Here is a 25,254-nt window from a genome sequence, read left to right on the forward strand (position 1 = left end):
CTCACCCTGGTCCGCGTAAATCGGGAAGGGATTGACAAAAACACCGGTGCGCGTATTGCCACCGGGCAAAACTTCTTGTGCGCGTTTGAAAAGGCGTTGCGAGTGTGCGTTTTGATCGCAATAATCGGCGATGAGTTGGTCGAGAGATAGAGCTGGCATAGACACAATTCTTTAAAGGTGAATGAGACCACTATTTATTTAAGAACGTAAATCCGCATAAATTTAGCAAGCGTACATTGCGGCAATGAAGAACCGCCTCTTACCGATAGGCCACCGGATCTTTCATACCATTCTGTGCAAACCCCTGCAAGCGCAACAGGCAGGCGTCGCACTGCCCGCATGCGCGGCCTTCTATATCGGGATCGTAACAGGTACAGGTCATAGCGTAATCAACACCGAGTTCTAATCCCCGTTTGATAATCTCGACCTTGGTCAGATCAATAAGCGGCGTGTGAATGGTGAACGTATCTCCTTCAACACCGGCTTTGGTGGCGATATTCGCCATATTTTGAAAGGCGGCAATATATTCGGGGCGGCAATCGGGATAACCGCTGTAATCTATGGCATTGACGCCGATAAAAATATCGCGAATATCGAGAGATTCGGCCATTGCAAGCGCGTAAGAAAGAAAAATCGTATTGCGAGCGGGGACATAAGTGACCGGAATACCGTCGGACATTTCGCTCTCGTCTCGATTCTTGGGTACATCGATATCGTCGGTTAATGCCGAACCACCAAAAGCACGCGAATCAATATTGGCAATAACGTGATCCCGTACACCAAAATGAGCGGCAATTTTTTTTGCATACTCGAACTCGGTTTCGTGCCGTTGCCCGTAACAAAAAGTGATCGCGTAACAGGCATAACCCCGATTTGTGGCAATAGCCAAAGTTGTAGTAGAATCCAAACCACCACTGAGCAAGACAACCGCTTTCTTTTTCATTATCTTTTTCCTATCCCGTATCCACGATCCAATCTGGAGCCGTGAACAGACTACTGACCGATTCCCCGTGGTGTATCCTGCGGATCGCCTCACCCAGGAGAGGTGCCACGGATAGAGTGGTCAGATTGGGAGGACATTGGCTCTGTGAAGAAAGCGGAACCGTATCTGTCGTCACCAATTCCTTCACCTCTGCTATTGCACTCAAACGCGGCAGGGCCTGTCCCGTAAAAAGTCCATGCGTGCAGGATACCGTGATGTGATTAACGCCGCGCTCCCGAAGGCGATCAATAAGCTCCACAAGTGTCCCTCCCGTAGCTATCTCCTCGTCCAGAACAATCACCTTCTTCCCCTCTACATCGCCGACAATTGAATCAATCACGACTTTTTCATCGCTGATGCGGCGTTTGATTCCGGCTGCTACGGGCAGCTTGAGCAGGCGGGCAAAATGCGTTGCCTCCTTCGCGCCTCCAAGATCGGGCGAAACAACGACCGTATCCGTCAGGTCTTTACCCCGAAAATATCTCGCCAACACATGGAGGGCATTGAGATGATCGACGGGAATGCGAAAGAACCCATGTACTTGCGGCGCGTGGAGGGTCATCGTAAGCACCCGATTAGCACCTGCCGTATCAATTAAATCTGCCACCAGTCTCCCTGCAATAGAAATGCGAGGCGCATCCTTTTTATCTGACCGTGCGTAACTGTAGTATGGAATAACGGCCGTCGTACGGGCAGCCGATGCCCCGCGCGCCGCGTCCAGCATCTGCAGGAGTTCCATGAGATGGTCCTGAACAGGTGGTACAAGAGGCTGAATCAGGAAGACATCAGCCTCCCGACAATTTGCGTTCAACTGCACCTGAATGCAATCGTTGCTGAAGCGGTTGATCGTGCTGCGGCTGAGGGACACGCTTAGATACTGGCAGATATGCTCTGCCAATTGACGATGTGCGTTCCCGCTAAAGACCACAATATCGCGCATTGCGAGCTCCTTTCTCTTGAGTGGTCCCGTGTTGATAGGACTTCTATTCGACTTGATCAATTAGCTGAATTGCCGTAGTTTTTCACTGACGAATCATTTGAAGAAGGAGATTGACATGTCAGGAACGCTTCGATATCTCACCGCACTGCTCCTTCTGCTCGCCTGTTCTGACAAAGAAAAGCCACTCACCCCCGATCCTTCCTCAGATGGTCAGCAGGAAAAACCCCTGCTTTCAGATGACAAATTCGGTGCCGATATCAACCCCACCGGCAATCCCATCGGCGGTGGCGAGGGTTATAACCGCCTGGTTGACCCATCCGAATACCTGGTCACAAACCGCCTGGAACTGCTCGACGCTCTCGAGTTCGCCGGTACCAACCAGATAGTCTATATAGTAGATACCGTCAGAATCGACCTGACCGGACAACAAAACATCGCCATACGCGGGGGCGTCACACTCGCCAGCGGTCGGGGCAAACCCGGCTCCCAGGGTGCCCTGCTCTACTCCAAACAACTCGAAACCATACCCCTCTTTATCGCCACCGGTCCCAACATCCGCATCACCGGCCTTCGCTTCCGGGGACCGGACACCCTCAGACGCACCGAGCAAATGAGACAACTCCATGCCGAAGGGCGCTACTACAGCATCCCAAACTCCCGCGCCATCCAGACCGAATATCCCAACCTCGAAGTCGATAACTGCGAACTCTGGGGCTGGAGTCACGGCGCGATCTTCCTGCGGGCTGGCTCGACGGACAACCACATCCATCACAACTACTTTCACCACAACCAGCGCTACGGCCTTGGCTACGGCGTGGTGCTGGATCAGTCCAACGCCCTTATCGAGGCCAATTTGTTCGACTGGTGTCGCCACCACATTGCAGGCACCGGAAGACCCGGCACCAGCTATGAAGCCCGTTACAACCTGATTCTGGAAAACGCCAACAGCCACAGCTTTGACATGCACGGCGGCCAGGATCGCGGTGACGATACGCACATCGCCGGCGATCTTATGTTAATCCACCACAACACCTTTCGCGCCACTGGTGTACCCGCCGTAGTCATTCGCGGTATTCCCCAGGAAAGTGCTGAAATCTACAACAACTGGTTTCTCCATACCTTCCCCGCTGACGCCATCAAACAAAACAACGCCACGGGAAACATGCGTCACTACACAAACCAGTACACACCCAACCGCGTCCTGAAAGACTGAGTCATACAGATTGCGCCACCGCGAGTCCCGTCTGCCACTCCCTCCCTCTCATACCTGCATAAACCATGTAGTAGCGGTTGTCAATTTCAATTATCTGGGGCGTTAGTATCCCATCGCAGTCCCATGCATCGGGATCTGACGAGGGCGAAAAAATTGGATTATGTGGATTGGGTTCAAAGGTGCGAAAATCGCGTGTTCGCACATGCCCAATCCGCCAGGCCTCGCCATCGGACCCCCCGTAAAAGAGATGGAAATACTGTGGACCCTTAAAAATCTCAGCCTCCCGAACACCACAACTATCCCACACTTCCCCGCTACCCATAAAAATGGGATTCGCGGAATCTTTGGTAACAGCCGCGGGATCGCTCGTCGGCGCGGTCGCGTGACATAAGGTCGGCGGTTCTGCCGACTCCCCCGTATAAATGATGTGTATGGTATCATCTACAACCACAACCGAGGGATGCGACGACCCCTGGTGCTCATGTGCAGTATCTGAGGCAATCACAGGCGTCTGACAAACGCGCGTCCACTTGCCAAAATCGCCATCACCCACCAATAAACCCGTCTGCTTCGGCGGCTTTTGTCGCCGCCCCAAATAATAAACATAGAACCTGCCATCGGCGGGATTCCAAAACGGAAAAGGATATTCGATTGTATAATCGTCAAATCCCTCTCTCGAAGGCAAAAGCACGGGATTGCGCGGATCGTGTGCGATCTTTGCGGGATCGTTCACCGGAGCCGTGCTATGCATCAAAACCCAATAATTGCCCTCTTTTCTCCTCCCCCACAAATAGTGCACCGTATCATCCATCACAAACGCATGGGCTGCAGCGGCCCACTCTGGCGGCTCGCAGGCAAGAATGGGATTGACATTCTCAAGCCGCTCAAAACCCGCAAACGCCTCAAATGGAATGGCGTTGTTCCCTGTCATTCCTGTTGATTCTCCCATATTGTAGTTCTCCTTTTCGCGCGCTGCCTACATTTGCAAACACCAGTCATAAGGACCAGGACCCGTATGGCAAATCATCTCGGCGATTTGCTGGCGCATAGCTGTAATGCGCGGTTGACATTCGGAAAGCTGCGCGAGATTTTGCATTTCGCCCGGATCTGTCTCCAAATCGTACAATTCATCGATATCAAAACGATTGCGAATATACTTCCAGCGACCATCGAGATTCATCACATGCGCGGCAAACTCTTCTCTTTCTTTTGCACCCCAATAAATGGCCTCCTGGCTGGCGATCTCCGCAAAAATGGGCTGCGGTTTCGGCTGCCGACCATTCAGGATCGCGTCCGCAACAGAGCGACCATCTATTTTTTCGAGCGGCGCCTCGCCTGCCAGATCGAGTAAAGTCGGCATTAAATCAACACCGGCAAGCGGGGTCGTCACGCGCAAACCCGTTGGGAGCGCGCGCGGCCACGAGAGCAGACAAGGAACTCTGACCGAGGCTTCGTACATCAGACACTTTTCTGTGCAACCGTGATCGCCGAGCAGTTCGCCGTGATCGCTCATAAAAACCACGAGCGTATTATCGCGCATATTCTGTTCTTCAAGAACGCCAATCAGACGCCCGACCTCCGCATCAATATGGGTGATCAGGGCGTAATAGTATGCCATCATCTCGCGGAACTGCCGATCTGTCACCGTATCGGGCATGCGAAATTTTACGCGAGTCTGAAAATGCGGTTTACCCTCAAGTGGGTCTCGCAGAGAATCCGGCAGAGGCATTTGATCTACCGGATAGAGTTCGAGCAATTCTGGTGGGATAACGATGAGGGGATGCGGATCCTTAACACTCACAAAAAGAAAAAACGGATCATCCTCTTGCTGGCGCAAAAATTCAATCGCGCGGTCAACCGTCCAGGTCGTACGCTGCTGTCGCGGGTCTGTAAGTGTCGCAAATGCCAGAATATTTCCGTACTGGGTGACAAGTTCCCCATCGCTGTAGAGATTGGGTACCCCCTCGCGTTCAAAATAATCGAAAAGAGGATCTGTATATTCGTCGCCCAGATATCGATAAGTCTCCCAAAAATCCTCAAACCCGTGCTGTGGCGCATGGTCATCGCCCAGATGCCACGGACCAACCATGCCACAGCGATATCCCGCGCGTTTCAAAACATCCCCCATCGTAACGCGGTCCTGCGGCAGATATCCCCCCCAGTCTTTTCCCCGTTGTGGCCCATAATTTCGCAATTGCAGATGGGCATGGGGATAGCATCCGGTCAACCAACTCGCCCGAGCAGGCGAACAAACAGGAGAAGCGCAATAGGCATTTTCAAAGCACACCCCGCCCTCGGATAGACGATCCAGATGGGGCGTTTGAACAACAGAACTACCCGCAAAACCAGCCGCATCCCAGCGCATCTGGTCGCACATCACAAGCACAATATTGGGACGAGACTCTGCCATTATAATGCCTTTCATTACTCACAGCAGAAAAATTTCAGTAATCCGAATAAAGCAAGCATTAGAGAAAGAACAGGCGCAATTTACAGAGCTACATCAAATGCGTCAAGCAATCGGTCGAGAGGGGCTACATTTTATGCTTGTTTTTTAAATCGATTTGAGCTTTTCATGAATAAACCACCGCAATCATGCCTGCATATGGGCAGGCAAACAGGTAAATCGAGGTCAAGGAGGCTGACATGGACCGGGAAACCATGACAAACGAAGAGAATTACGCCTTTGATTTAACGGGTTATTTGCATATACCGGGAGCTTTGACCCGCCCCGAAGTCGCGCGGTTAAACGACGCAATTGATCGGGCAGGGTCACTCGAAGGCATGCTCGGCTGGGAAGGCGATTTGCGCGAACCATTCCGCGATTTGCTGATCCATCCCCAACTCGTGTGGTATCTGAACCAAATTGTAGGATACGGTTTCAGGCTCGACCGCGCACCTGAAATACTGTGCGGCGAAACCTGTGACACCTCTGCCCCACTGGTAGGTGGCAATGAACCGCGAGATCCCGCGCTGGCATATTATCACCAGAACGATCGAAGATTTTGTGAAGGCGTGCGCGTAATCTGGGCACTCTCTGATGTCAAAGCCGGAGATGGCGGATTTGTATTCGTACCGTGTACCCACAAATCAAATGTAGAAACGCCAGAAGACATATTGACCGGTGTAGATGACTCGGATTATCTTTTTCAACCCGAATTAAAAGCGGGTGATTTACTCATCGTCGGTCTGAGCGTCGTACAGGGCATGCGTCCCTGGCAAGGCGAGGGACTGCAACGCTTACTATCCTACGAATACGTGGGCCGCGGCGTAATCCGTTCTGCGGGACCTGGCCCTGAATCGGATAAAATGCCAGTATCCGACTTGATGGCAGAACTAACACCTGAACAGCGCGCATCGCTCTATCGCCCCGGATATCGCGATACAACACCACCACCGACTTTAGAAACAGACGGCGAGACAGTCACATTGGACGAATCCCGTGAAATTTTTCACCCATCTTTCCTGATGAAAAATCCAAATTCGGGTATTGACGAAAAAGAATTTTACTTTTGGGACTTAAACGGGTACCTGGTGCTGCGCGGGATCATGGATGAAGAATGGCTGGCACAGGCCAATGCCGCCATTGACAAATTTGAGGACCGAATCGTCGTTGGCGACGAACTCGCACAAGGATCAAAAACGCTTGCAGGCACGGGCAGGCCCCTATTGGGTGGACTGACTCAGTTGCCCAGTCCCCATTGCGACCCATTTCGGAGAATGCTCGCCCACCCGGTCGTTGAACATCGGCTGAACTGGATGGGCGCCAGCGGTGGTCGCACGGGCGGAGGAACGGCATTTTGCTCGGTCAAAGGCACATCGGGCCATTCCCAGCATGGCTCCAATGAGCCGCTCAATCCAACCCGGGGATACTTTTATCAAAATGGACGCAGCTATTGCGAAGCCGTAACCGTAACCTGGCAATTGCGCGACGTAACCGAATCCGATGGTGGGTTTGCATGCGTGCCGGGATCGCACAAAGCGTATTATCCTACTCCCCCGGGCGTGCGCACCTGCGATGACCACATGGGATTGGTAAAACACATAGAGGTGAAAGCGGGCGATGTGCTCTTCTTCATGGATGGCAGCACCTCACATGGCACATTCGCGTGGAAAAGCGACATCTCGCGGCGGGGGATTTTACACAAATATTCATCGCGCAACTTCAATCGCAGCGGCGGAGAATTGTCTCATCCAGAAAAACGGTGGGGCGATCTCGTCTCGGGCATGAGCGATGAACAGATGGCAGTCATGCGCGGTCCCGACCGCGATGTGTTTAGAAAGAACGTGCCCAGATTGGAAATTGCCGACGGTTCAGTCGTCGCGTCTTACGAACGAGGCAGTACATTGTACAGCAAGGAAGCACCTACCGGTCCAGTGGTAAAAAAATAATGCAAAGCGTCACAACTCACAAACTGTCCATTTAAATGGGCAGTTTTTTTTTCAGATGCGTCAAGCAATCGGTTGAGAGGGGTTTCATTTTATACTTGTTTTTTGAATCAATTTGAACATTTCATGAATAAACCGCCACATTCATGCCTGCATACCAGCAGGCAAACAGGTACATCACAGTCAAGGAGGCTGAAATGGACCGGGAAACCATGACAAACGAAGAGAATTACGCCTTTGATTTAACAGGTTATTTGCATATACCGGGGGCTTTGTCCCGTCCCGAAGTCGCGCGGTTAAACAACGCGATTGATCGGGCAGGGTCACTCGAAGGAATGCTCGGCTGGGAAGGCGATTTGCGCGAACCCTTTCGCGATTTGTTGATCCATCCCCAACTCGTGTGGTGTCTGAATCAAATTGTGGGACATGGGTTCAGGCTCGACCGCGCACCCGAAATTCTATGCGACGAAACCTGTGACACCTCTGCCCCGCTGGAGGGCGGCAATGAACCGCGAGATCCCGCGCTGGCATATTATCATCAGAATGATCGAAGATTTTGTGAAGGCGTGCGCGTAATCTGGGCACTCTCTGATGCCAAAGCTGGCGATGGTGGGTTTGTGTTCGTACCGTGTACCCACAAATCAAATGTAGAAACGCCAGAGGATATATTGACCGGTGTAGATGACTCGGATTATCTTTTTCAACCCAAACTAAAAGCGGGCGATCTGCTCATCGTCGGCTTGAGCGTCGTACAGGGCATGCGTCCCTGGCAAGGCGAGGGACCACAGCGCTTGCTATCCTACGAATACGTGGGCCGCGGTGTGATCCGTTCTGTGGGACCTGGCCCTGAATCGGATAAAATGCCAGTATCCGACTCGATGGCGGGAATGAGTCCAGAGCAGCGTGCATCGCTGTACAGACCTGGATATCGCGATACAACGCCACCGCCAACGTTGAAAACAGATGGCGAGACAATCACATTAGAAGAATCTCGCGAAATTTTTCACCCATCTTTCCTGATGAAAAATCCAAACTCGGGCATTGACCAAAAAGAATTTTACTTTTGGGACTTAAACGGGTACCTGGTGCTGCGCGGGGTCATGGATGAAGAATGGCTGGCACAGGCCAATGCCGCCATTGACAAATTTGAGGACCGAATCGTCGTTGGCGAAGAACTCGCACGCGGGTCAAAAAGCCTCGCGGGCACGGGTAGGCCCCTGTTGGGTGGGCTGACTCAGTTGCCCAGTCCCCATTGCGATCCTTTTCGACGAATGCTCGCCCATCCGGCCGTTGAACATCGGCTAAACTGGATGGGTGCCAGTGGTGGTCGCACGGGTGGAGGAACGGCATTTTGTGCGGTCAAAGGCACATCGGGCCATTCCCTGCACGACTCCAATGAGCCGCTCAATCCAGGGCGCGGATATATTTATCAAAATGGGCGAAGCTATTGTGAAGCCGTAACCGTAACCTGGCAATTGCGCGACGTAACCGAAGCCGACGGTGGATTTGCATGCGTACCGGGATCGCACAAAGCGTATTATCGCATGCCGCCTGGGGTGAGTTCCTGCGATGACCACATGGGATTGGTAAAACACGTAGAGATGAAAGCGGGCGATGTGCTCTTCTTCATGGATGGCGGCACCACACACGGCACATTGGCGTGGAAAAGCGACATCTCGCGGCGGGGGATTTTGCACAAATACTCATCGCGCAACTTCAATCGCAGCGGCGGAGAATTGACCCATCCAGAAAAACGGTGGGGCGATCTCGTCTCGGGCATGAGCGACGAACAGATAGCCGTCATGCGCGGACCCGACCGCGATGTATTCGAAAAAAACGTACCCAGATTGGAAATTGCCGACGGTTCAGTCGTCGCGTCTTACGAGCGAGGCAGTACATTGTACAGCAAGGAAGCGCCACAGGGTCCAGTAGTAAAAAAATAACGCAAAGTGACGCAATACAGCTTAATAATGGGCGTGCCTCTTGACAGTTCTGGTCATGCAGTCTATTTTTGAACGAGAGAATACAAGGTGTGAGGTGTTCCTATTGGCGTGTGGTTGGGGGACCTCTTACGTCTTACCTTTTACCTCTCACCTTTTGAATGGAGGATATAAATGGGCATTAATGTGGGGTTTGTAGGTGCTGGAGGACGTGCACGGTCGCATATGCGCGCGTTAGCCAATATAGAAGATGTCGAGATCGTTGCAATTTGTGACATAAAAGAAGAAACCGCACAAAGCGCGACTTCAGAATTTGGTGGCACGGCTTATACCGACTATCGCGTGATGCTGGACAGTGAAAATTTGACCGCGATGTATGTCGTCGTACCGACATTTGCACACTATGATGCAGAAATTTTGGCGGCGCAACAAGGCGTACACATGCTGCTGGAAAAGCCCGTAGTGCCCTCAATGGAAAAGGGATTGGAAATTCTGGAAGCCGTTCAAAAATCAGGTGTACTGACCTCTGTGGGCTATCAACAGCGATATACGGGCTGGGCAAAACAGGGACGTGAATTTTTAAAAGACAAGACCATCGCCATGGCACAGGCTTATCGTTGGGGTGGTTTACCGGGCACGCCGTGGTGGCGCGTGATGGCGCAGTCGGGTGGGCAGATTGTCGAACAGACCACGCATCAGATCGACTTATTGCGTTATCTCGTGGGCGATGTCGCAGAAGTACACGCGTATTACGCCACCCGCGCATTAAACGATGTCGAAAATCTCGATATCCCCGACGTATATGCCCTATCGCTCAAATTTGAAAAAGGTGCTGTGGGCACACTGAGTTCCACCTGCGTTCTCCGCAATGGCGGTGGCTCAAATGGCATTGATATCATCATGCGCGATATGCGAGCGACCGTCGATGGCAATGGTGTAACCGTATTTCCAGGTAATGCGGCTGAGGTCGGCGAAATGCGCGAATCGGAAGATATCGACGAAGTATTTATGGCTGCAATTCGTTCGGGAGATGGATCGGGAATCCTCTCTGACTTTGAAGACGGTTTGCGCAGCCTCGATATTTCGCTCGCGGCAAATAAATCTGCTGAAACGGGTCAACCCGAGCGAACTTATTTTTCGCAAAATCGTTGAAAGAAAGCAGCCAGACCAATTACCGCTCTTACAGGGCACAACGTAGTATAACCGACAACTCACCACAATGGAAGGACTATGCTCAAAAGAAACAGAAAAAAGAAGCGAAAAAGAAGCGCATTGCGAGAATTTGGAATCGCCATATTTTTAGCCATTTTAATCCGGGGAACGCTGGTACAAGCATATCACATACCCTCGGGATCGATGGAAGACACGCTATTAGAAGGCGATTACGTACTGGGCGATAAACTGACCTTCGGCACGCAAATACCCGACCGCGTACCCATACTGAATACCAAATTGCCCTCATTTCGCGTACCGGGATTTTCAACCCCTCAACCGGGGGATCTGGTAATTTTTGAATTCCCCCGGGATGAGTCGCGCGATTTTATCAAGCGGTGTATTGCGGTTGAAGGACAGACAGTGGAAATCAAAAACAAAATTGTATATGTAGATGGAAAGCGATTTGAAAATCCAGAAGGCGTTAAGCACGAAGACCCCAGAGTAGAACACAAACAGCACAGCCCGCGCGACAACTATGGACCTCACACAGTGCCACCGGGGCATATTTTTGTGATGGGAGACAATCGCGACAGCAGTTATGACAGCCGGTTTTGGGGGATGGTACCCATGGAAAAAGTAAAAGCACACCCATTATTTATTTATTATTCCTGGGATAGCCAAAAGCCTCTGTGGAATATTTTTCAAAAAATCCGTTGGAGCAGGCTGGGCCTGGTGGAGTAACCGAATAAAAATGGTATTTGTAAGGCCCGATGAAATATCGGGCCTTTTTTTACAGGCGAAATTCAGAAAACAGAAAGCAACCACAAATGAACACGGATGAGCACAGATGTGAAAGATCACCCCTCGTTTTGTGTCTCCTATTAGCTGTCTTTTGTCTCACCGGACAAAGTAGAGCAGCAGAGGTGGTACTGCTTTATACAGGAGACACACAGAGCTTCCTGGAAGTGTGTGGCTGCGCGGACAACCAGCTCGGCGGCATTGCGCGGCGTGCGACAATGGTAAATGACTTAAAGCAATCGTATCCCAATGCCCTGTTAGTAGATGCCGGCGGTCTATTTGCAGGCGATACCGTATTGGACCAATTGCGATGCAAAATACATTTGCAAGCCATGAAAGCCATCCATTACGACGCGGCCAATGTCGGTGTGGGAGAATTGCGATTTGGACAATCGTTCTTTGAAACCATGCGCGATTCGATCGGCATCCCTTTTGTAAGTGCAAACTTAAAGGTAAATGGCGTGCAAATGGGTGCGCCAATACGCATTCTGGACGCGGGCGATGTGCGCGTCGGTATCATAGGTGTGGCGGGTGAACGGGAGATTGAAGTACACGGTATGGCAATGGGAGCCTCACATATAAATATGCCCGATGGCGTAAATGTCCGGCTCGATGGCATCCAGGAAGCAGTGGCATCTGTGCGTCAAAAGACCGACCTCATAGTTGTATTGAGCGACCTGGATCGAGAGGAAGAACGCAGCCTCGTACAACATATCTCCGATATAGATATCGTGATCAGCACGCGATCAACCGAGACAACCCATAGGATCGGCAATACCCTGTTGCTGGGCACCCAACCCCAGGGCAAAGCAATTGGACAGGCGATCTTAAACGTAGAAAATGGACGGGTGACAGCAGAACAAATCACCTCCGTATTGCTCTCTGAATCCATTGGCGAAGACCGCACCGTGAAACGGCTCGTGGATGAATTCTACAATCTGGTTCAAAAAAATTCTGCATTACAGCAGACAGGACGACCGAGATTTGCGGGATTTGCACAGGAAGAACAGGCGCATCGGGGCACCAATAGATATGTCGGGGTAGAGACGTGCAAAGGATGCCATGCTACCGAGGTTGCAGACTGGGAACAGTCACACCATGCCAATGCATTTAATCGCTTGTTGCAAAAACAAAAACACTATCAGCCCGACTGCGTAACGTGTCATACCACGGGATTTGGATATCCCACGGGATTCCGGATTGGCAAAGATGTCAAACGACTTACAAATGTGCAGTGCGAAGTGTGCCACGGGCCTGGTGAACAACACGCGCGGCGCCCAGAAATCAGCAATATCCGCCGCACGCCATCTCCCGATTTGTGCCAGCGCTGTCACGATGCAAACCAGACACCCGACTTTGACGCCCGATTTGCCGATATGCTGGCAGAAGTGAATCACAAGGGACACGGCTCTTCTCACGCAATAACCAAATCGGACACAGAGCATGGTGAAACAGAACCGAGCCAGGATGGCCGCCCTCTCGTTGAGCTATTCGTGATGGCAGATTGCCCCTATGGCATACATGCAGAACAAACCCTTGCCCCTCTATTTCGCAAGTTGGGGGATCAAATCGACTTTCGCCTGTATTTTATCGCAGACGAAGCGAATACAAAAAATGTCGCATCGCCCCCCCCTGTCACACGCTCGACACAGACAGCACAGCCAGGATGCAAAGCGACGACCTCGACGGGATCGGGTCGCTTTCGCAGTTTGCACGGCGACAGAGAAATAGCCGAAGGCATTCGGCAAACCATTGTGATATCACGATACCCCGATCGGTTCTGGGATTACATTTTGTGTCGCAATAAATCGGGCATTGCAACCGATTGGCGCATCTGTGCAACGCAGGTGAACATGGACGCAGACAAAATCGCCGAGCTATCCGAAAACGATGTGGGTGAAACGTTATTTGCCGAAAATATTCGCCGGGCCAATCTGCTGGGAATCAACGCATCGCCCACATTGCGCGTAAATGGACGCGATGTCAAAACATCTTCTCATGAGGTGGCGCAGTTCATCTGTCGAAACAATAAAAATTTGCCCTTTTGCGCCGATGTTCCCGAGTGCCTCAGCGATCGGGATTGTGTACACCCAGACAAAGTTGGCCTATGCTTAAACGGCGGGACGCCAAACGCGCGATGCGAAGTACGCGATCCCATTCCCTTTCAAACGACCATTCTCAACGACGCAACCTGTACGGTATGTGATACGTATTCGTTTATTCGATCTACACTATCGCTCTTTCCCGGTGCTGAGTTCCAAACTGTAGAAGTAAACAGCGAGATAGGACAGAACCTGATTGCGCGTTATAGGCTAGACCGGGTGCCAGCTTATGTGCTGAATAATGAATTTGAGAAAACAGCCCATTTTAATCGATTTGCACACCTGATGCAGCGCGTTGGTGATCATTTTGTTCCAACTGTGCTATTGACGCCCATTGCGCGGGTTTTTCAAGGCCAGAATATAGAGGGAATGGACCTGTTTATGGATGTTAGCGTGTCTCCGGCCTTACAAATAGCAGAACGACTCTTGCAATGGGGCAAAAAAATCCAGGCACCCGAGCGCTTGCGCCTGCACTTTGTAGGCAATGACACACAAAATGCACTATTTCGACAGGCACAACAGACCGCTCCAGAGCGGATAGTTGACGCGCTGTTATGCCACAAGCAGAAGGCATCTTCCGACACATCTTCTGTAGTAAACTGCTTAAAACAGATGGGCATTGACGTCAGCGGAATAGACAACAGAGCAGAAACACACGCCACTGCTCGAGCACTCGGCGTGATACCGACAAGGTCGCCGACTGTAGTAATCGATGGGCGTTTTGTAGTGCAAGCCGAAGGTCTGAAGCAAATAGAAGCGATATTTTATCGCCTGCACCCGGAATTACTCCAACGCGACAGGAACACAGCCAGGCCATCTGGCGTCAAATAATCAGTACCTGTTTGCTTTCGCGATTGATCGAAAAGGAGATCGATATGATACACGTCCGAATATTTTGCGCTTTGCTGTGTAGCCTGTTGGCAACTTCTGGGTGTAAACCAATCCCCACAGAGCCTGAAACCACTTTAGACGGGCTTGTATATGTCAACAACTCCTGGGGATTTCGAATCAGTCGTCCCAATGACCAGTGGGGTATCGATGTAGCAACCATTACATCACAAAGAGACATCAATGGTTTGCCACCCGTGACCGTACGCATGCTCAGCCCTGGGCTTACGGGTGAGGGGGGCTTTCGTCCGCAAATGCGTTTGGAGCCACGAGCACTACCAGCTAACTTTACGACAATGACACTGGATCAACTCGTTCAAGAATTTGAAGAGCAGTATCTAATGCTCGCATTTGATCAATATCGCGTTATCGGCGAAAAACAGCGCATCCGACTCAGGGTGGGCGAGGCAATTCAGTGGCAATTTCGCTATTCTCAACTGGAGCGCTCCAACAGGGCATATCCCGGCACCCGATTTCTCGTAGCCATAGCCATCCACAATCAGGTAGGGTATTACATGATCGGCAATGGCAGCCGAGATGCGGGCTATCCGCTAACCGAATATGAGCAAATTGTGGCAAGTTTGGAGTTTCAGTGATTTCGCCCAGATATGAGAGCCTATCGTTTAAAAAAACAAAAGCCCTGTTTTCACAGGGCTTTTTTTAATCTTATGGCGATGCGGCATCCGTTTGGGGTTTGAGATGCTTTTCTAAAAACTGAACAGACATTTCAACCAGCGATGCCTGGTTATCTGCATTGCCAAAGCCGTGACCGGCATTGACAACCTTGTAAAGCGTGACATCCAAACCCGCTTTTTGCATTGCCGCATAGAGCAACTCGCTCTGATTATAGGGAACTGCCCGATCTTTTTCCCCGTGCATGATAAGCATGGGCGGATCGTTTTTGCTGACATAAGTAATGGGATTGGCCGCAGCGACTTTCTCCTTATTTTCCTGGATAGGACCACCAATGAGTCTGGACTCGGGGGAATCGGCTGCGTCGTGATCAATTCTGCCTTCAAAATCATTCATACGCAAAAAATCCGTAGGGCCAAACCAGTTGCATACCACCTGAACCCGACTCGAATATTGGCTGTGATCATCCGTCTCAAATACATCTTCATCGTGCGTTAAACCCATCATCGCCACGAGATGACCGCCAGCAGATGAACCCCACGCGCCGATGCGGTCGGGATCGAGATTGTATTTTTTTGCATTTGCTCTCACCCATCGCACGGCTGTTTTGCAGTCTTCGATTTGCGCGGGAAAGAGGGCTTCGCCGCTGAGCCGATATTCCACATCAACAACGGCAAATCCGCGAGTGGTCATATTGAGTGCCCGCCCGCCATTGCCTTTAGATCCCCCACGCCAACCGCCCCCGTGAACCCATATCACCACGGGCATAGGGGATGATATATCGGGCGGAAGATAGAGATCGAGGGGAAGTTTTCTTTCCCCGACCCGTCCGTAGATCAGATCTCGGTGGACAGTTACACCTTCTGGAATATTCACGGTATTCCTCCGTCTATTGTTGCGATAAAAAATATCTTCTTCGAGTGTGACAAAGCCATCTTTATCTGTGTCAATTCGCGCAAACAGACGGCGCTGTCGTTCGGGAAATTCCTCCCGCGACAATTTGCCGTCTTTATTTTTGTCATTGCGCGCAAAAAAACGCTCCGCCGCGCTTTGGAAGCGATTTTCAGCTTGCTCCTGAGCAAAAAGAGGTGATGTGAACAGCAGGATGACAGCGAGAATTTTCCAACAGGTCATAGCAGAGCCTCCTTGTATGCCAGGTAGTGATTGCCTTTTGTCATTATCAATATATGCAAGAGCATAGCTTCTCAAAAGCCATTTAGACCGCGCTATTGGCGATAGATTTTTTATGGCATGTCGCATCCGGTCTGCATATATTGGGCAGCGATAAAAATGGCAAAAACACCAACAGCGAAAGGAAATAGTCATGCTGAGAATTGCTATCCAGGCACCGCCTCAAGACAGTCAAAGGTGGACACTCATGAAACAATGTGGAGTCGAAGGCGCAGTTGGAGGCATAACACTGCGCCCAAAACCGGACGCGGAGCCAGAAGAACAGCCCTGGAGTTACACATCGCTGGCACAAGCAAAAGCCGCTTACGAAGCAGCCGGAATACCTCTTGAGGTCATTGAATCGCGGCCCCCCATGGAAAAGATCAAACTGGGATTGCCCGGACGAGACGAGGAAATTGAGGTAGTCTGTGAACTCCTCCAGAACATGGGCAAACTCGGAATCCCCGTGTGGTGTTATGCGTGGATGCCCATACTGGGAGTCATGCGAACATCCCGATCCATTTCATCTCGGGGCGGCGCGCATGTAAGCGGATTTGATCTCAATGCCCTGGAATCGCAAGGCGATCCCGCCGAGCGCCCCATACGCAATATTGACGGCGTATCAATAGCCGAACAAGAGATCTCCCTGGGAACCGTGACAGAGGAACAACAGTGGGCCAATCTGAAGTATTTTCTCGAGCGCATTGTACCCGTAGCAGAAGAAGCCAACGTCAAACTGGCTCTGCATCCCGATGACCCACCGCTATCGCCCATCCGCGGCATTGCGCGCATTATGAGCAGCGTAGAAAACTACCAGAAACTCGTTGACCTCGTACCGAGCCCGATGAATGGTATTGGGCTTTGCCAGGGTAATTTTACACTGATGACAGACGATTTGCCCTCGGTCATCCGGCACTTTGGCGAACAGAAAAAAATCCATTTCTTACACATTCGCGATGTTGTCGGCCAACCCGATAAATTTGAAGAAACATTTCACGACGATGGCAAAACAGACCTCGTCGAATGTTTGCGCGCATATCGAGACATCGGATTTGACGGCGTGTGCCGCCCAGACCACTATCCCAAAATGGGAGACGAGCAATTTGGCGACGAACAAGGCATCGCGCGACTATTTGCCGTCGGATATTTGAAAGGCATACGAGAAGCAGTTTATGCAGAATGAAATATCCAAACCACCGAAAAATCAGGAGCATTATTTTTATGGCAGAGAAAAATATTCAAATTCGATTGGCTGCGCGTCCAGTCGGATATCCCAAAACATCCGATTTCTCAATTGTAGAATCGCCCATTCCGGAACCCGGCGAAGGGGAACTGCTCTTGAAAACGCAGTACCTCTCCGTTGATCCCTACATGCGCGGGCGCATCAATGACCGGAAATCCTATGCGCCAAATGTAGAAATTGGTGCGGTTATGATTGGGCGGAGTGTAAGCGAAGTAATTGAATCCAACCATTCTGAGTTTCAGCCCGGAGATATTGTCTGGGCAGATCACGGATGGCAGGCTTACGCGGTTTCTCCAGCACAGGGCCTTCGAAAAATAGATCCTTCACTGGGACCCGTTTCTACGGCACTCGGCATTCTCGGCATGCCGGGCTTGACAGCCTATTTCGGCTTATTAGAAGTCGGCAAACCCAAAGCTGGCGAGACCGTCGTGGTTTCGGCAGCAGCCGGCGCCGTGGGATCGCTGGTCGGGCAAATTGCAAAAATCAAAGGCTGCCGTGCCATTGGCATAGCCGGCAGCGATGAAAAAGTGAACTATGCCATTGACGGCCTGGGTTTTGATGGCGCATTCAATTACAAAACCACAGCGGATTACCGCGCCGAATTGCAACGCTTATGCCCCAATGGCGTCGATGTGTACTTTGACAACGTGGGCGGAAGCATTACCGATGCAGTTTTTTCCCTCATGAACATGTGGGGGCGAATTTCCGTTTGCGGACAAATTTCACAATACAATCTCATCGAACCGGAAATGGGACCCCGGATGATGGGAGGTTTTATTGGCAAGCGGTTGCACATGCAGGGATTCCTGGTGGGCGATTTCGCTGATCAACACGCCGAGGGATTGCAACAGATGTCGGTCTGGCTAAAGGAAGGTAGGCTCAATTACCGGGAAGATATTGTCGAAGGATTGGAAAACGCGCCACAGGCATTTATCGGCATGCTGCGAGGTAATAATATTGGCAAACGACTGGTGAAATGTAATGGGAGTTGACATGGCACAAAATGTATCACGGGTGAGCAGAGCTACCGCAGAGCCGCCCAATCTGCTATTCATTTTAACGGACCAACAGCGCCAGGATGGCGTGGGATGTTATGGCAAAAAGGGCGTTATAACACCCAATCTGGACCGGTTGGCATCGGAAGGAATGCGATTTGACAGAGCTTATGCCGCACAACCCGTCTGTGCGCCAAATCGCGGCACAATTTTCTCGGGCCTTTATCCGCACAATCACGGCGTGCTCGAAAACACATGGGATATAGATCCAGAAATACCGCTTTTTCCCGATTTCCTCAAAGCTGTGGGATATCGGTGTGCCTACTTTGGCAAATGGCACCTGGGAGATCCATCGAGAGACGCATGGGAGACAATGCCCACATATCCCCGCGACGGCCGAGGACAAGGGCATTATTACACTATTGACGAAAAAAAAGTGTATCAAACGGATGTACTGGCACAAGACGCCATTGATTTTATTCGCAAAGAGGACACACGTCCATTCTGTGCTTATGTATCCTATTATCCTCCCCATCCACCTTATTCTGTCCCCGAAAAATACGAAGCACTTTATCAAAAACTCTACCCTGAGGACGAAAAACGGCGCAAATACTACGCGATGTGTACAGCGATTGACGATGCAGTTGGCGACCTGTTGAAAACACTCGATGATAGTGGAATTACAGACAATACCCTCGTCATCTTTACCTCCGAACACGGTCACCTCTTTGACCACCGGTGGAATGACCACAGCAAACGCCTCTGTTATGATACTGTCGCGCGCATCCCCCTGCTCATGCGATTCCCCGCAGCAATTGCCAGCGGTAGAATCGGCGAAATCCTCATCAGTTCGGTCGATTTGATACCGACGATCCTCGGCCTCCTGGGATATGCAGTCTCCGAGGACCTCGATGGTATAGACCTCAGCGATTCAATCCGACAGGGTGGCAAAACAGGACGCGAGGCACTTGTCATAGTAAATACGCCATTTATCGATAAAAAAGGCGAAGGCCCCAATCAGCCCGAACTCGATAAAGGAGAAGAGCGGTGTGTAGTCTCAGACGATTGGAAACTGATTTTGTCAACCGTGCGAAAACCCGAACTGTATCACATGCCCAGCGACCCGGGTGAACGGCAAAACCGCTGGCAAGAGATGGCAAGCTCTGAAACCGTTGCAAATTTAAAAACCCACCTGCAAGCCTGGGCAGACAAAACAAGAGATAAACTCGCCCCAATCTTATTGGCGAAAATATGAACATTTAACTGGAGTAGATTTATGGATTATGTCAATTTTGGTACAGCAGGTGTAAAAGTAAGTCGGCTGGCACTGGGCCTGGGCTTTCGCGGACAGGCAGACGAAGCGGAAGGACAAAGAGTTATTGAGAGAGCGATAGACCTGGGCATAAATTTGATCGACTGCGCCAACACCTATGGTCCCGGAGATGATCGCACGCATATCGGGCGTTCAGAAGTCGTGTTGGGCAAAGCTCTGAAGGGCAAACGGGACGATGTGGTAATCACCTCGAAAGTATTTAGCCGCATCGGCACGGGACCAAATGATCAGGGTCTATCCCGCTATCACATCATGCGGGAAGTGGAACGCTCACTGAACCGATTGGACACCGATCATATCGACGTGTATCTCGTACATAACTTCGATGAATCGACACCGATTGAAGAAACCGCACGCGCACTGGACGATCTGGTACATCAGGGCAAGGTGCGCTATATCGGGTGTTGCAACCATTCGGCATGGCAAGCGTGCAAAGCACTCTGGATTCAACACGCACTGAATCTGGTACCTTATATGTGCATGCAAAATCCATACAATCTGCTACATCGCGCATTGGAGCGGGAAATTTTTCCCTTTGTGCGAAGCGAGGGTCTGGGAGTAATGGTTTACAGTCCATTAGCCGTGGGACTATTGAGCGGGTTTTACAAACCCGACGCACTCCCCCCTGAAGGTTCGCTGTGGGCAAAACGCCGAATGGCGCAATACGAAACCATGATGGCGGGCGCAGAGGAAAAAGTGCTGACAACCCTGTTTGATATAGCAAATGAACTGGACAAAACGCCGGGGCAAGTCGCCCTATCCTGGGTCCTGTCGCATCCCGAAGTAACCGTGGCAATTACAGGTGGCGACACCATCGCGCATTTGGAAGACAATATCGGGGGCGTGGGATGGGTTCTGGATGCCGCATTGCGAGATAAATTGGACGCTGTTTCCGTGAATTTGGAATCCGGACGATAGGTTTGTATTGGGAATGACCATAATAAGAACATTCTGGCTACATCTGCTATTGGCAGTTATCGCACTGGCATTGTGGGACACGCCGGTCATAAAACCATTTCGCGTCTTTGTGGTGTGGATACACGAAATGGGCCATGCGAGTATGGCGATTGCAACAGGCGGTGAAGTAGAGGAACTGCGCGTACGGTGGAATGAATCGGGGCATGTGATCAGTCGAGGGGGAATATTTCCACTCATCAGTTCAGCGGGTTATGTGGGATCGGCCTTTCTCGGTGCATTGCTAATTTATACGGGCCGATGGCTGGGCACACAAAGAATATTGCTCGGATTGATCGGTATTCTGCAAATTGGAATGGCTGCACTGTACACGCCATTTGGGACACTCGATTTCTGGTTTGGCGCGACCTGTGGACTCGTACTGATTGTCGTAACGATTCGATTTGGTCGCTTATCACATGTGTTGGCAACGTGGATCGGTATTGTCCTGTGTTTGTACAGTTTGTACGATTTTCGCACGGATTTGTGGATGCAGACAGAACGCACCGATGCAGGGATATTGGCTCGGTATTTCGGCATAGAGATATTGGCATATCCAATTGCATTTGTTTGGGCAGCCATTTCAATTTATGTCATGTACAGGGCGATGCGGGGATTAATCCGCCACAAGATACAAAATGGCACTGAGGCATCATCTAACCAGACCGCGGAGTATTATTCACAAGATTAATTAACACAAGGAGAAACGCGATGAGCGAGCAAGTTCTGCTGGCAAAATTGACGCGACGAGAATTTCGGGAAGCACTGGAACGCGGAGAATTTCAAACGGCGATTATTCCAGTGGGAAGCAACGAGCAGCATTTAGAGCACCTGGCAATGGAGCACGATACCGCCTCGTCAACCCATGTCGCAGTGGAGGCCGCCAAACGATTGTACCCCCAGGTAATTGTCAATGTACCGATGGCTGTAGGCATCTCCGAACACCACATGGTACACAAAGGAACCGTGACAGCCAAACCCGGGTCGTGGTTGGCCGTGTTATTCGACGCTGTCGAAAGCCTGGTGCGCCATGGCGTAAAAAACGTCATTGTGCTAAATGGTCACGGCGGCAATGTAGCTCCTTTGCGGGGCATATTTGGTCAATGGCGATTGTTTTTCAAGATCGACCGCCCCGACGTAAATCTGCAATGGACTTCCTACTGGGATCTCATGTCAAAGGACGTTGCCGAGCAAAATTTGAAAACAAAACGCTATCCGGGACACGCACAGGAATTTGAAACGGCATTCGCACTGGCACTGTGGCCCGAAAACGTGCGCCACGATGCAATGCAGGATCAAGTAGATAAGGAACCTCTGGAAGCCACCGCAGAAGCCGGTGCAGCGCTCGTAGAAGATGCGATTACACAGGTAACGGCATTTACGCAGGCATTTATCGACGGCGAGCATCGCAGAGAAAATGTCGAACATCATCCATGATGCAATCGTCACAGGCTGTTGTATTCATTGCATTAGCTACGGCGTTTTCGCTATTGGGCGACCAGATGCTGTACTCGGTGTTGCCAACGCATTATGCCGAAATTGGACTGGTGCCTTATCAGGTCGGCATCATTCTCTCGGTAAATCGCTGGGTGCGCCTGATAACGAACACCCTGGCCGAAAAATTGTGCCAGCGCTATAATCTGACAGCTTTGATGACAGGCTCCCTGATTCTCGGAGCCGTATTGACCGCCGTTTACGGCGTTGTCACCTCCTTCCCCATCTTGCTTATTGCGCGCATGCTCTGGGGATTATCCTGGTCATTTATACGCCAGATTGGCTTGATGACCGTGGTAGATACCACGCCGCCATCAATGATCGGCCAGAGAATGGGATTTTACAACGGCGTATCGCGCCTCGGGTCGGTGGGAGGCAATTTTTTAGGCGGGCTGGCTCACGACATCATTGGATTTACACTCACACTCTTTTTATTCGCCATCATCTCGTTGATAGGAACACCCCTGGGATGGATCGCGCGACGCGCTGTTTTCGAAAAAAATATAAATAAAGAAGGCGTCGCGGACTCCGGCTGGGTCCCCAAATTAATGATTTGTGGATTTGTGATCGGATGCGTTGGACCGGGCATTTTAATGTCCACCTTGGGGGTGGTCCTCGTCGAAACCGTGGGCACGTCGCTGAACCTGTTGGGTATGGCCATTGGCGTAGCCACATTAAACGGCCTGTTGCTATCTTCACGGTGGATTGCCGACGCGCTCGGTGGTCCTTTTCTGGGCCATATCAGTGATCGATTGGGACGACGGTGGAGTGCAGCCATTTATTTTGGCACCGGGACATTGGCTCTGTTCTCGGCATCAATCACACCCAATACGGGATTGTTGATCTTGTGCGTGGTGATATTTTTTTTGTGTGGTGTTGGCGCAACGGTAGTCATGCACGCCGAGGCCGGAATGCGCGGTTCGCGTTCAGTTGCCGGATACGTAACAGCATCTGACCTCGGCTCCGCAACAGGCCCTATGCTCGGATGGATGACACAGCAGGTGCATTTGCCATCGGACTGGATTTTTCTCATTGGCGGTGGAATATATGCCATCGGCGCGCTGATAACTGTATCCCAAAAATAAGAGCGGATCACTCACCTCACAATCCCCATAACCGCTTCCGATCATCGGACCAATCCTCCCAACCTTCAATCACGTACTTCAGTGCCTCCACATCTCGTTTGCGACCACCACTCGGAAAATAATTCCACGCCATCGCACGCCTTGGACCAGCAGCTGTCTTCACACCCGTCGCATGCCAGCAACTCGGCGTCCACACCAGCGTCCATCGCGGATCCAGAATCACTTCTACCTCACGGGGATGTGAGGCAAATAACAACTCGGGCATCTCATCGTGCTGCCCGGTTGCAATTTCGATTTGCCGCAATTCTTCAATAACTTCCTCGCGGAGCCTAACATGTGTACCGGGCAATACGCGCAACGGCGCATTGGATGGATCGTGCCTGTCCAATGCTGTGCGCATCGACACCTGCCGTACATCGGGTCCCCCGTCCGCGTGCCAGTGGACCTGCTGCAGCAAACGCCCATCTGCCGAAACAATTTTTGACGCATCGCCCAACCCACACGCGCCCACATGCACATCTTCACACCCCAAAATGCGCCGCGCCATACCCACAAATTCCGGGCACTCCACCGCCTGCAACAACGGCTCGCCCACCATAAAAAACTGGCAAGCACCCCGGTTAAAACCCTCTGCCCACCCGGCCTTTGACCACTCCGGTTCAACTACTCGCTGGCACCGGTCAATCTCAAACATAGCATCATCGTCCAGAGGATTTGGAACAAAAAAGAATCCATTGCGATGAAAATGTTCGATCTGATAATCTGTCATATCCATCTCAGTCTGCCACCTTTACGACGCGCTTGCCAGTATTTCCACCCCGCATCATATCGATAAATGCCTCGGGGGCATTCTCCAACCCCTCCCAGATATCTTCCCGATATTTAATCCGCCCTTCATTGACCCAAATAGCCATCTGGTTGAGTGCTTCGGCGTGCCCTTCTTCAAAGTCAAAAACCAGAAAACCGCGCATCGTCAATCTTTGCGAAATAAAATACCACATCATCCGAGGACCCTGTTCCGGAGCGGTCAAATTGTATTGCGATATTTGCCCGCAAACAGAAATGCGACCGCGCACATTCATCAGGGGAAAGGCCGCATCGGAAACCGCGCCACCCACATTGTCAAAAAATACATCAATACCATCGGGACACAGACGTTCCAATTCGGCACTGTAATCATCGACCTCCTTGTAATTGAAAGCGGCGTCAAAACCCAACTCGTCAACCACATGGACAATCTTTTCATCTGAACCCGCCACACCCACAACGCGGCAGCCCACGATTTTGGCTATCTGTCCCACAATTGATCCCACAGCACCTGCAGCACCCGTCACCAGTACGGTCTCGCCTTCTTTGGGTTGTCCAACTTCCAGCAATCCAAAATACGCCGTAAGCCCAGGCATCCCCAATACCCCCAAAGCCGTTGATACAGGTGCAAGATCTGGATTGACCTTGCGCAAATTTGATCCCTTAGACACGCCATAAGCCTGCCACCCAATTTGCGCCTGGACAATATCGCCAACCTCAAAATTGGGATCATTCGACGCGATCACTTCACCCACCGTGCCGCCCACCATCACATCGCCAATTTGCACATTTGCCGCATACGATGCCCGATCATTCATCCGCCCGCGCATATAGGGATCAACCGACATAAACAGTGTTCTCGACAACACCTCGCCTTCTGCAGGATCTGGAATAGGCGTTTCAACGAGCTTAAAATCCTCCGGCACGGGAAATCCTTCAGGGCGTGCAGCAAGCGTAATCTGACGATTCATTTCTTCCTCCAATAGCAGTTTGTAATGACCCAAATATCCCCTGTATATTACAATCCGTCGCCCCAAAACACAACTGGTTTGATATGGATTCGTCTGGACAAACGTCACAGACTCATATAAATTGTTGCCCCATGCACCCCATCTGCATCAGTGGAATTGGAA

Annotated in this window: 21 protein-coding genes; 14 read left to right on the forward strand and 7 right to left on the reverse strand. The window is 51.1% G+C overall.

Annotation, left to right across the window (positions count from 1 at the left end; genetic code table 11):
• Positions 1–259 precede the first annotated feature (259 nt).
• Complete coding sequence (queC, locus tag OXH16_18030) at positions 260–943, reverse strand: 7-cyano-7-deazaguanine synthase QueC (GenBank protein ID MCY3683300.1); 684 nt, start codon at positions 941–943, stop codon at positions 260–262.
• Between the two features lie 10 nt (positions 944–953).
• Positions 954–1,922, reverse strand: coding sequence for a ribose-phosphate diphosphokinase (locus OXH16_18035; GenBank protein MCY3683301.1), 969 nt, complete (start codon positions 1,920–1,922; stop codon positions 954–956).
• Between the two features lie 115 nt (positions 1,923–2,037).
• Between OXH16_18035 and OXH16_18040 the strand changes: the two genes are divergently transcribed.
• Positions 2,038–3,135, forward strand: coding sequence for a right-handed parallel beta-helix repeat-containing protein (locus OXH16_18040; GenBank protein ID MCY3683302.1), 1,098 nt, complete (start codon positions 2,038–2,040; stop codon positions 3,133–3,135).
• Between the two features lies 1 nt (position 3,136).
• On the opposite strand, the gene OXH16_18045 is transcribed toward OXH16_18040, so the two are convergent.
• Both OXH16_18045 and OXH16_18050 read right to left on the reverse strand, forming a co-directional pair.
• A complete protein-coding gene (locus tag OXH16_18045; GenBank protein ID MCY3683303.1) occupies positions 3,137–4,084 on the reverse strand; it encodes a hypothetical protein in 948 nt (315 codons plus the stop codon).
• Between the two features lie 27 nt (positions 4,085–4,111).
• Complete coding sequence (locus OXH16_18050) at positions 4,112–5,545, reverse strand: sulfatase-like hydrolase/transferase (GenBank protein MCY3683304.1); 1,434 nt, start codon at positions 5,543–5,545, stop codon at positions 4,112–4,114.
• 236 nt (positions 5,546–5,781) lie between these two features.
• On the opposite strand from OXH16_18050, the gene OXH16_18055 reads away from it, so the two are divergent.
• The 6 genes from OXH16_18055 to OXH16_18080 all read left to right on the forward strand — a co-directional run bounded on the left by OXH16_18055 (position 5,782) and on the right by OXH16_18080 (position 15,003).
• On the forward strand, positions 5,782–7,527 hold the full coding sequence (locus tag OXH16_18055; GenBank protein ID MCY3683305.1) for a phytanoyl-CoA dioxygenase family protein: 1,746 nt from the start codon (positions 5,782–5,784) through the stop codon (positions 7,525–7,527).
• Positions 7,528–7,721: 194 nt separating this feature from the next.
• On the forward strand, positions 7,722–9,467 hold the full coding sequence (locus tag OXH16_18060) for a phytanoyl-CoA dioxygenase family protein (GenBank protein ID MCY3683306.1): 1,746 nt from the start codon (positions 7,722–7,724) through the stop codon (positions 9,465–9,467).
• 171 nt (positions 9,468–9,638) lie between these two features.
• Positions 9,639–10,616 (forward strand): Gfo/Idh/MocA family oxidoreductase, encoded by a 978-nt coding sequence (locus OXH16_18065; GenBank protein MCY3683307.1) that lies wholly within the window; start codon positions 9,639–9,641, stop codon positions 10,614–10,616.
• A 78-nt stretch (positions 10,617–10,694) separates the two neighbouring features.
• Positions 10,695–11,360 carry a signal peptidase I gene (gene lepB, locus OXH16_18070; protein ID MCY3683308.1) on the forward strand — a complete coding sequence of 222 codons (666 nt, stop codon included), beginning with the start codon at positions 10,695–10,697 and terminating at the stop codon, positions 11,358–11,360.
• Positions 11,361–11,542: 182 nt separating this feature from the next.
• Positions 11,543–14,350, forward strand: coding sequence for a multiheme c-type cytochrome (locus tag OXH16_18075; protein ID MCY3683309.1), 2,808 nt, complete (start codon positions 11,543–11,545; stop codon positions 14,348–14,350).
• A 44-nt stretch (positions 14,351–14,394) separates the two neighbouring features.
• Positions 14,395–15,003, forward strand: a complete 609-nt coding sequence (locus OXH16_18080; protein MCY3683310.1) for a hypothetical protein — start codon at positions 14,395–14,397, stop codon at positions 15,001–15,003.
• 70 nt (positions 15,004–15,073) lie between these two features.
• Here the strand turns inward: OXH16_18080 and OXH16_18085 are convergent, their stop codons facing one another.
• Positions 15,074–16,174, reverse strand: coding sequence for a prolyl oligopeptidase family serine peptidase (locus tag OXH16_18085; protein MCY3683311.1), 1,101 nt, complete (start codon positions 16,172–16,174; stop codon positions 15,074–15,076).
• Positions 16,175–16,364: 190 nt separating this feature from the next.
• Here OXH16_18085 and OXH16_18090 point away from each other — a divergent pair, with 190 nt between their 5' ends.
• Genes OXH16_18090 through OXH16_18120 form a run of 7 tightly spaced genes read left to right on the forward strand, consistent with a single transcriptional unit; the run spans position 16,365 to position 23,314 of the window.
• The gene (locus tag OXH16_18090) at positions 16,365–17,393 is read left to right on the forward strand and encodes a mannonate dehydratase (GenBank protein MCY3683312.1); all 1,029 of its coding nucleotides are present in this window, start codon (positions 16,365–16,367) and stop codon (positions 17,391–17,393) included.
• A 38-nt stretch (positions 17,394–17,431) separates the two neighbouring features.
• Entirely contained in the window at positions 17,432–18,445 is a 1,014-nt protein-coding gene (locus OXH16_18095) for an NADP-dependent oxidoreductase (GenBank protein MCY3683313.1), read from the forward strand.
• Between the two features lies 1 nt (position 18,446).
• Positions 18,447–19,703 carry a sulfatase-like hydrolase/transferase gene (locus OXH16_18100; GenBank protein MCY3683314.1) on the forward strand — a complete coding sequence of 419 codons (1,257 nt, stop codon included), beginning with the start codon at positions 18,447–18,449 and terminating at the stop codon, positions 19,701–19,703.
• 21 nt (positions 19,704–19,724) lie between these two features.
• A complete protein-coding gene (locus tag OXH16_18105; GenBank protein MCY3683315.1) occupies positions 19,725–20,699 on the forward strand; it encodes an aldo/keto reductase in 975 nt (324 codons plus the stop codon).
• Positions 20,700–20,712: 13 nt separating this feature from the next.
• Positions 20,713–21,426, forward strand: coding sequence for a M50 family metallopeptidase (locus OXH16_18110; protein MCY3683316.1), 714 nt, complete (start codon positions 20,713–20,715; stop codon positions 21,424–21,426).
• A 20-nt stretch (positions 21,427–21,446) separates the two neighbouring features.
• Positions 21,447–22,172, forward strand: coding sequence for a creatininase family protein (locus OXH16_18115; protein MCY3683317.1), 726 nt, complete (start codon positions 21,447–21,449; stop codon positions 22,170–22,172).
• Positions 22,169–23,314 (forward strand): MFS transporter, encoded by a 1,146-nt coding sequence (locus tag OXH16_18120; GenBank protein ID MCY3683318.1) that lies wholly within the window; start codon positions 22,169–22,171, stop codon positions 23,312–23,314. The genes OXH16_18115 and OXH16_18120 overlap by 4 nt, the downstream gene beginning before the upstream one ends.
• 16 nt (positions 23,315–23,330) lie before the next feature.
• Here OXH16_18120 and OXH16_18125 read toward each other — a convergent pair whose 3' ends face one another.
• Together OXH16_18125 and OXH16_18130 are read right to left on the reverse strand one after the other, a co-directional pair.
• Entirely contained in the window at positions 23,331–24,083 is a 753-nt protein-coding gene (locus OXH16_18125) for a phytanoyl-CoA dioxygenase family protein (protein ID MCY3683319.1), read from the reverse strand.
• Between the two features lie 7 nt (positions 24,084–24,090).
• Complete coding sequence (locus OXH16_18130; protein ID MCY3683320.1) at positions 24,091–25,092, reverse strand: NADP-dependent oxidoreductase; 1,002 nt, start codon at positions 25,090–25,092, stop codon at positions 24,091–24,093.
• Between the last annotated feature and the right edge of the window lie 162 nt (positions 25,093–25,254).

It is taken from the genome of Gemmatimonadota bacterium (assembly GCA_026705765.1).
GTDB lineage: Bacteria > Latescibacterota > UBA2968 > UBA2968 > UBA2968 > VXRD01.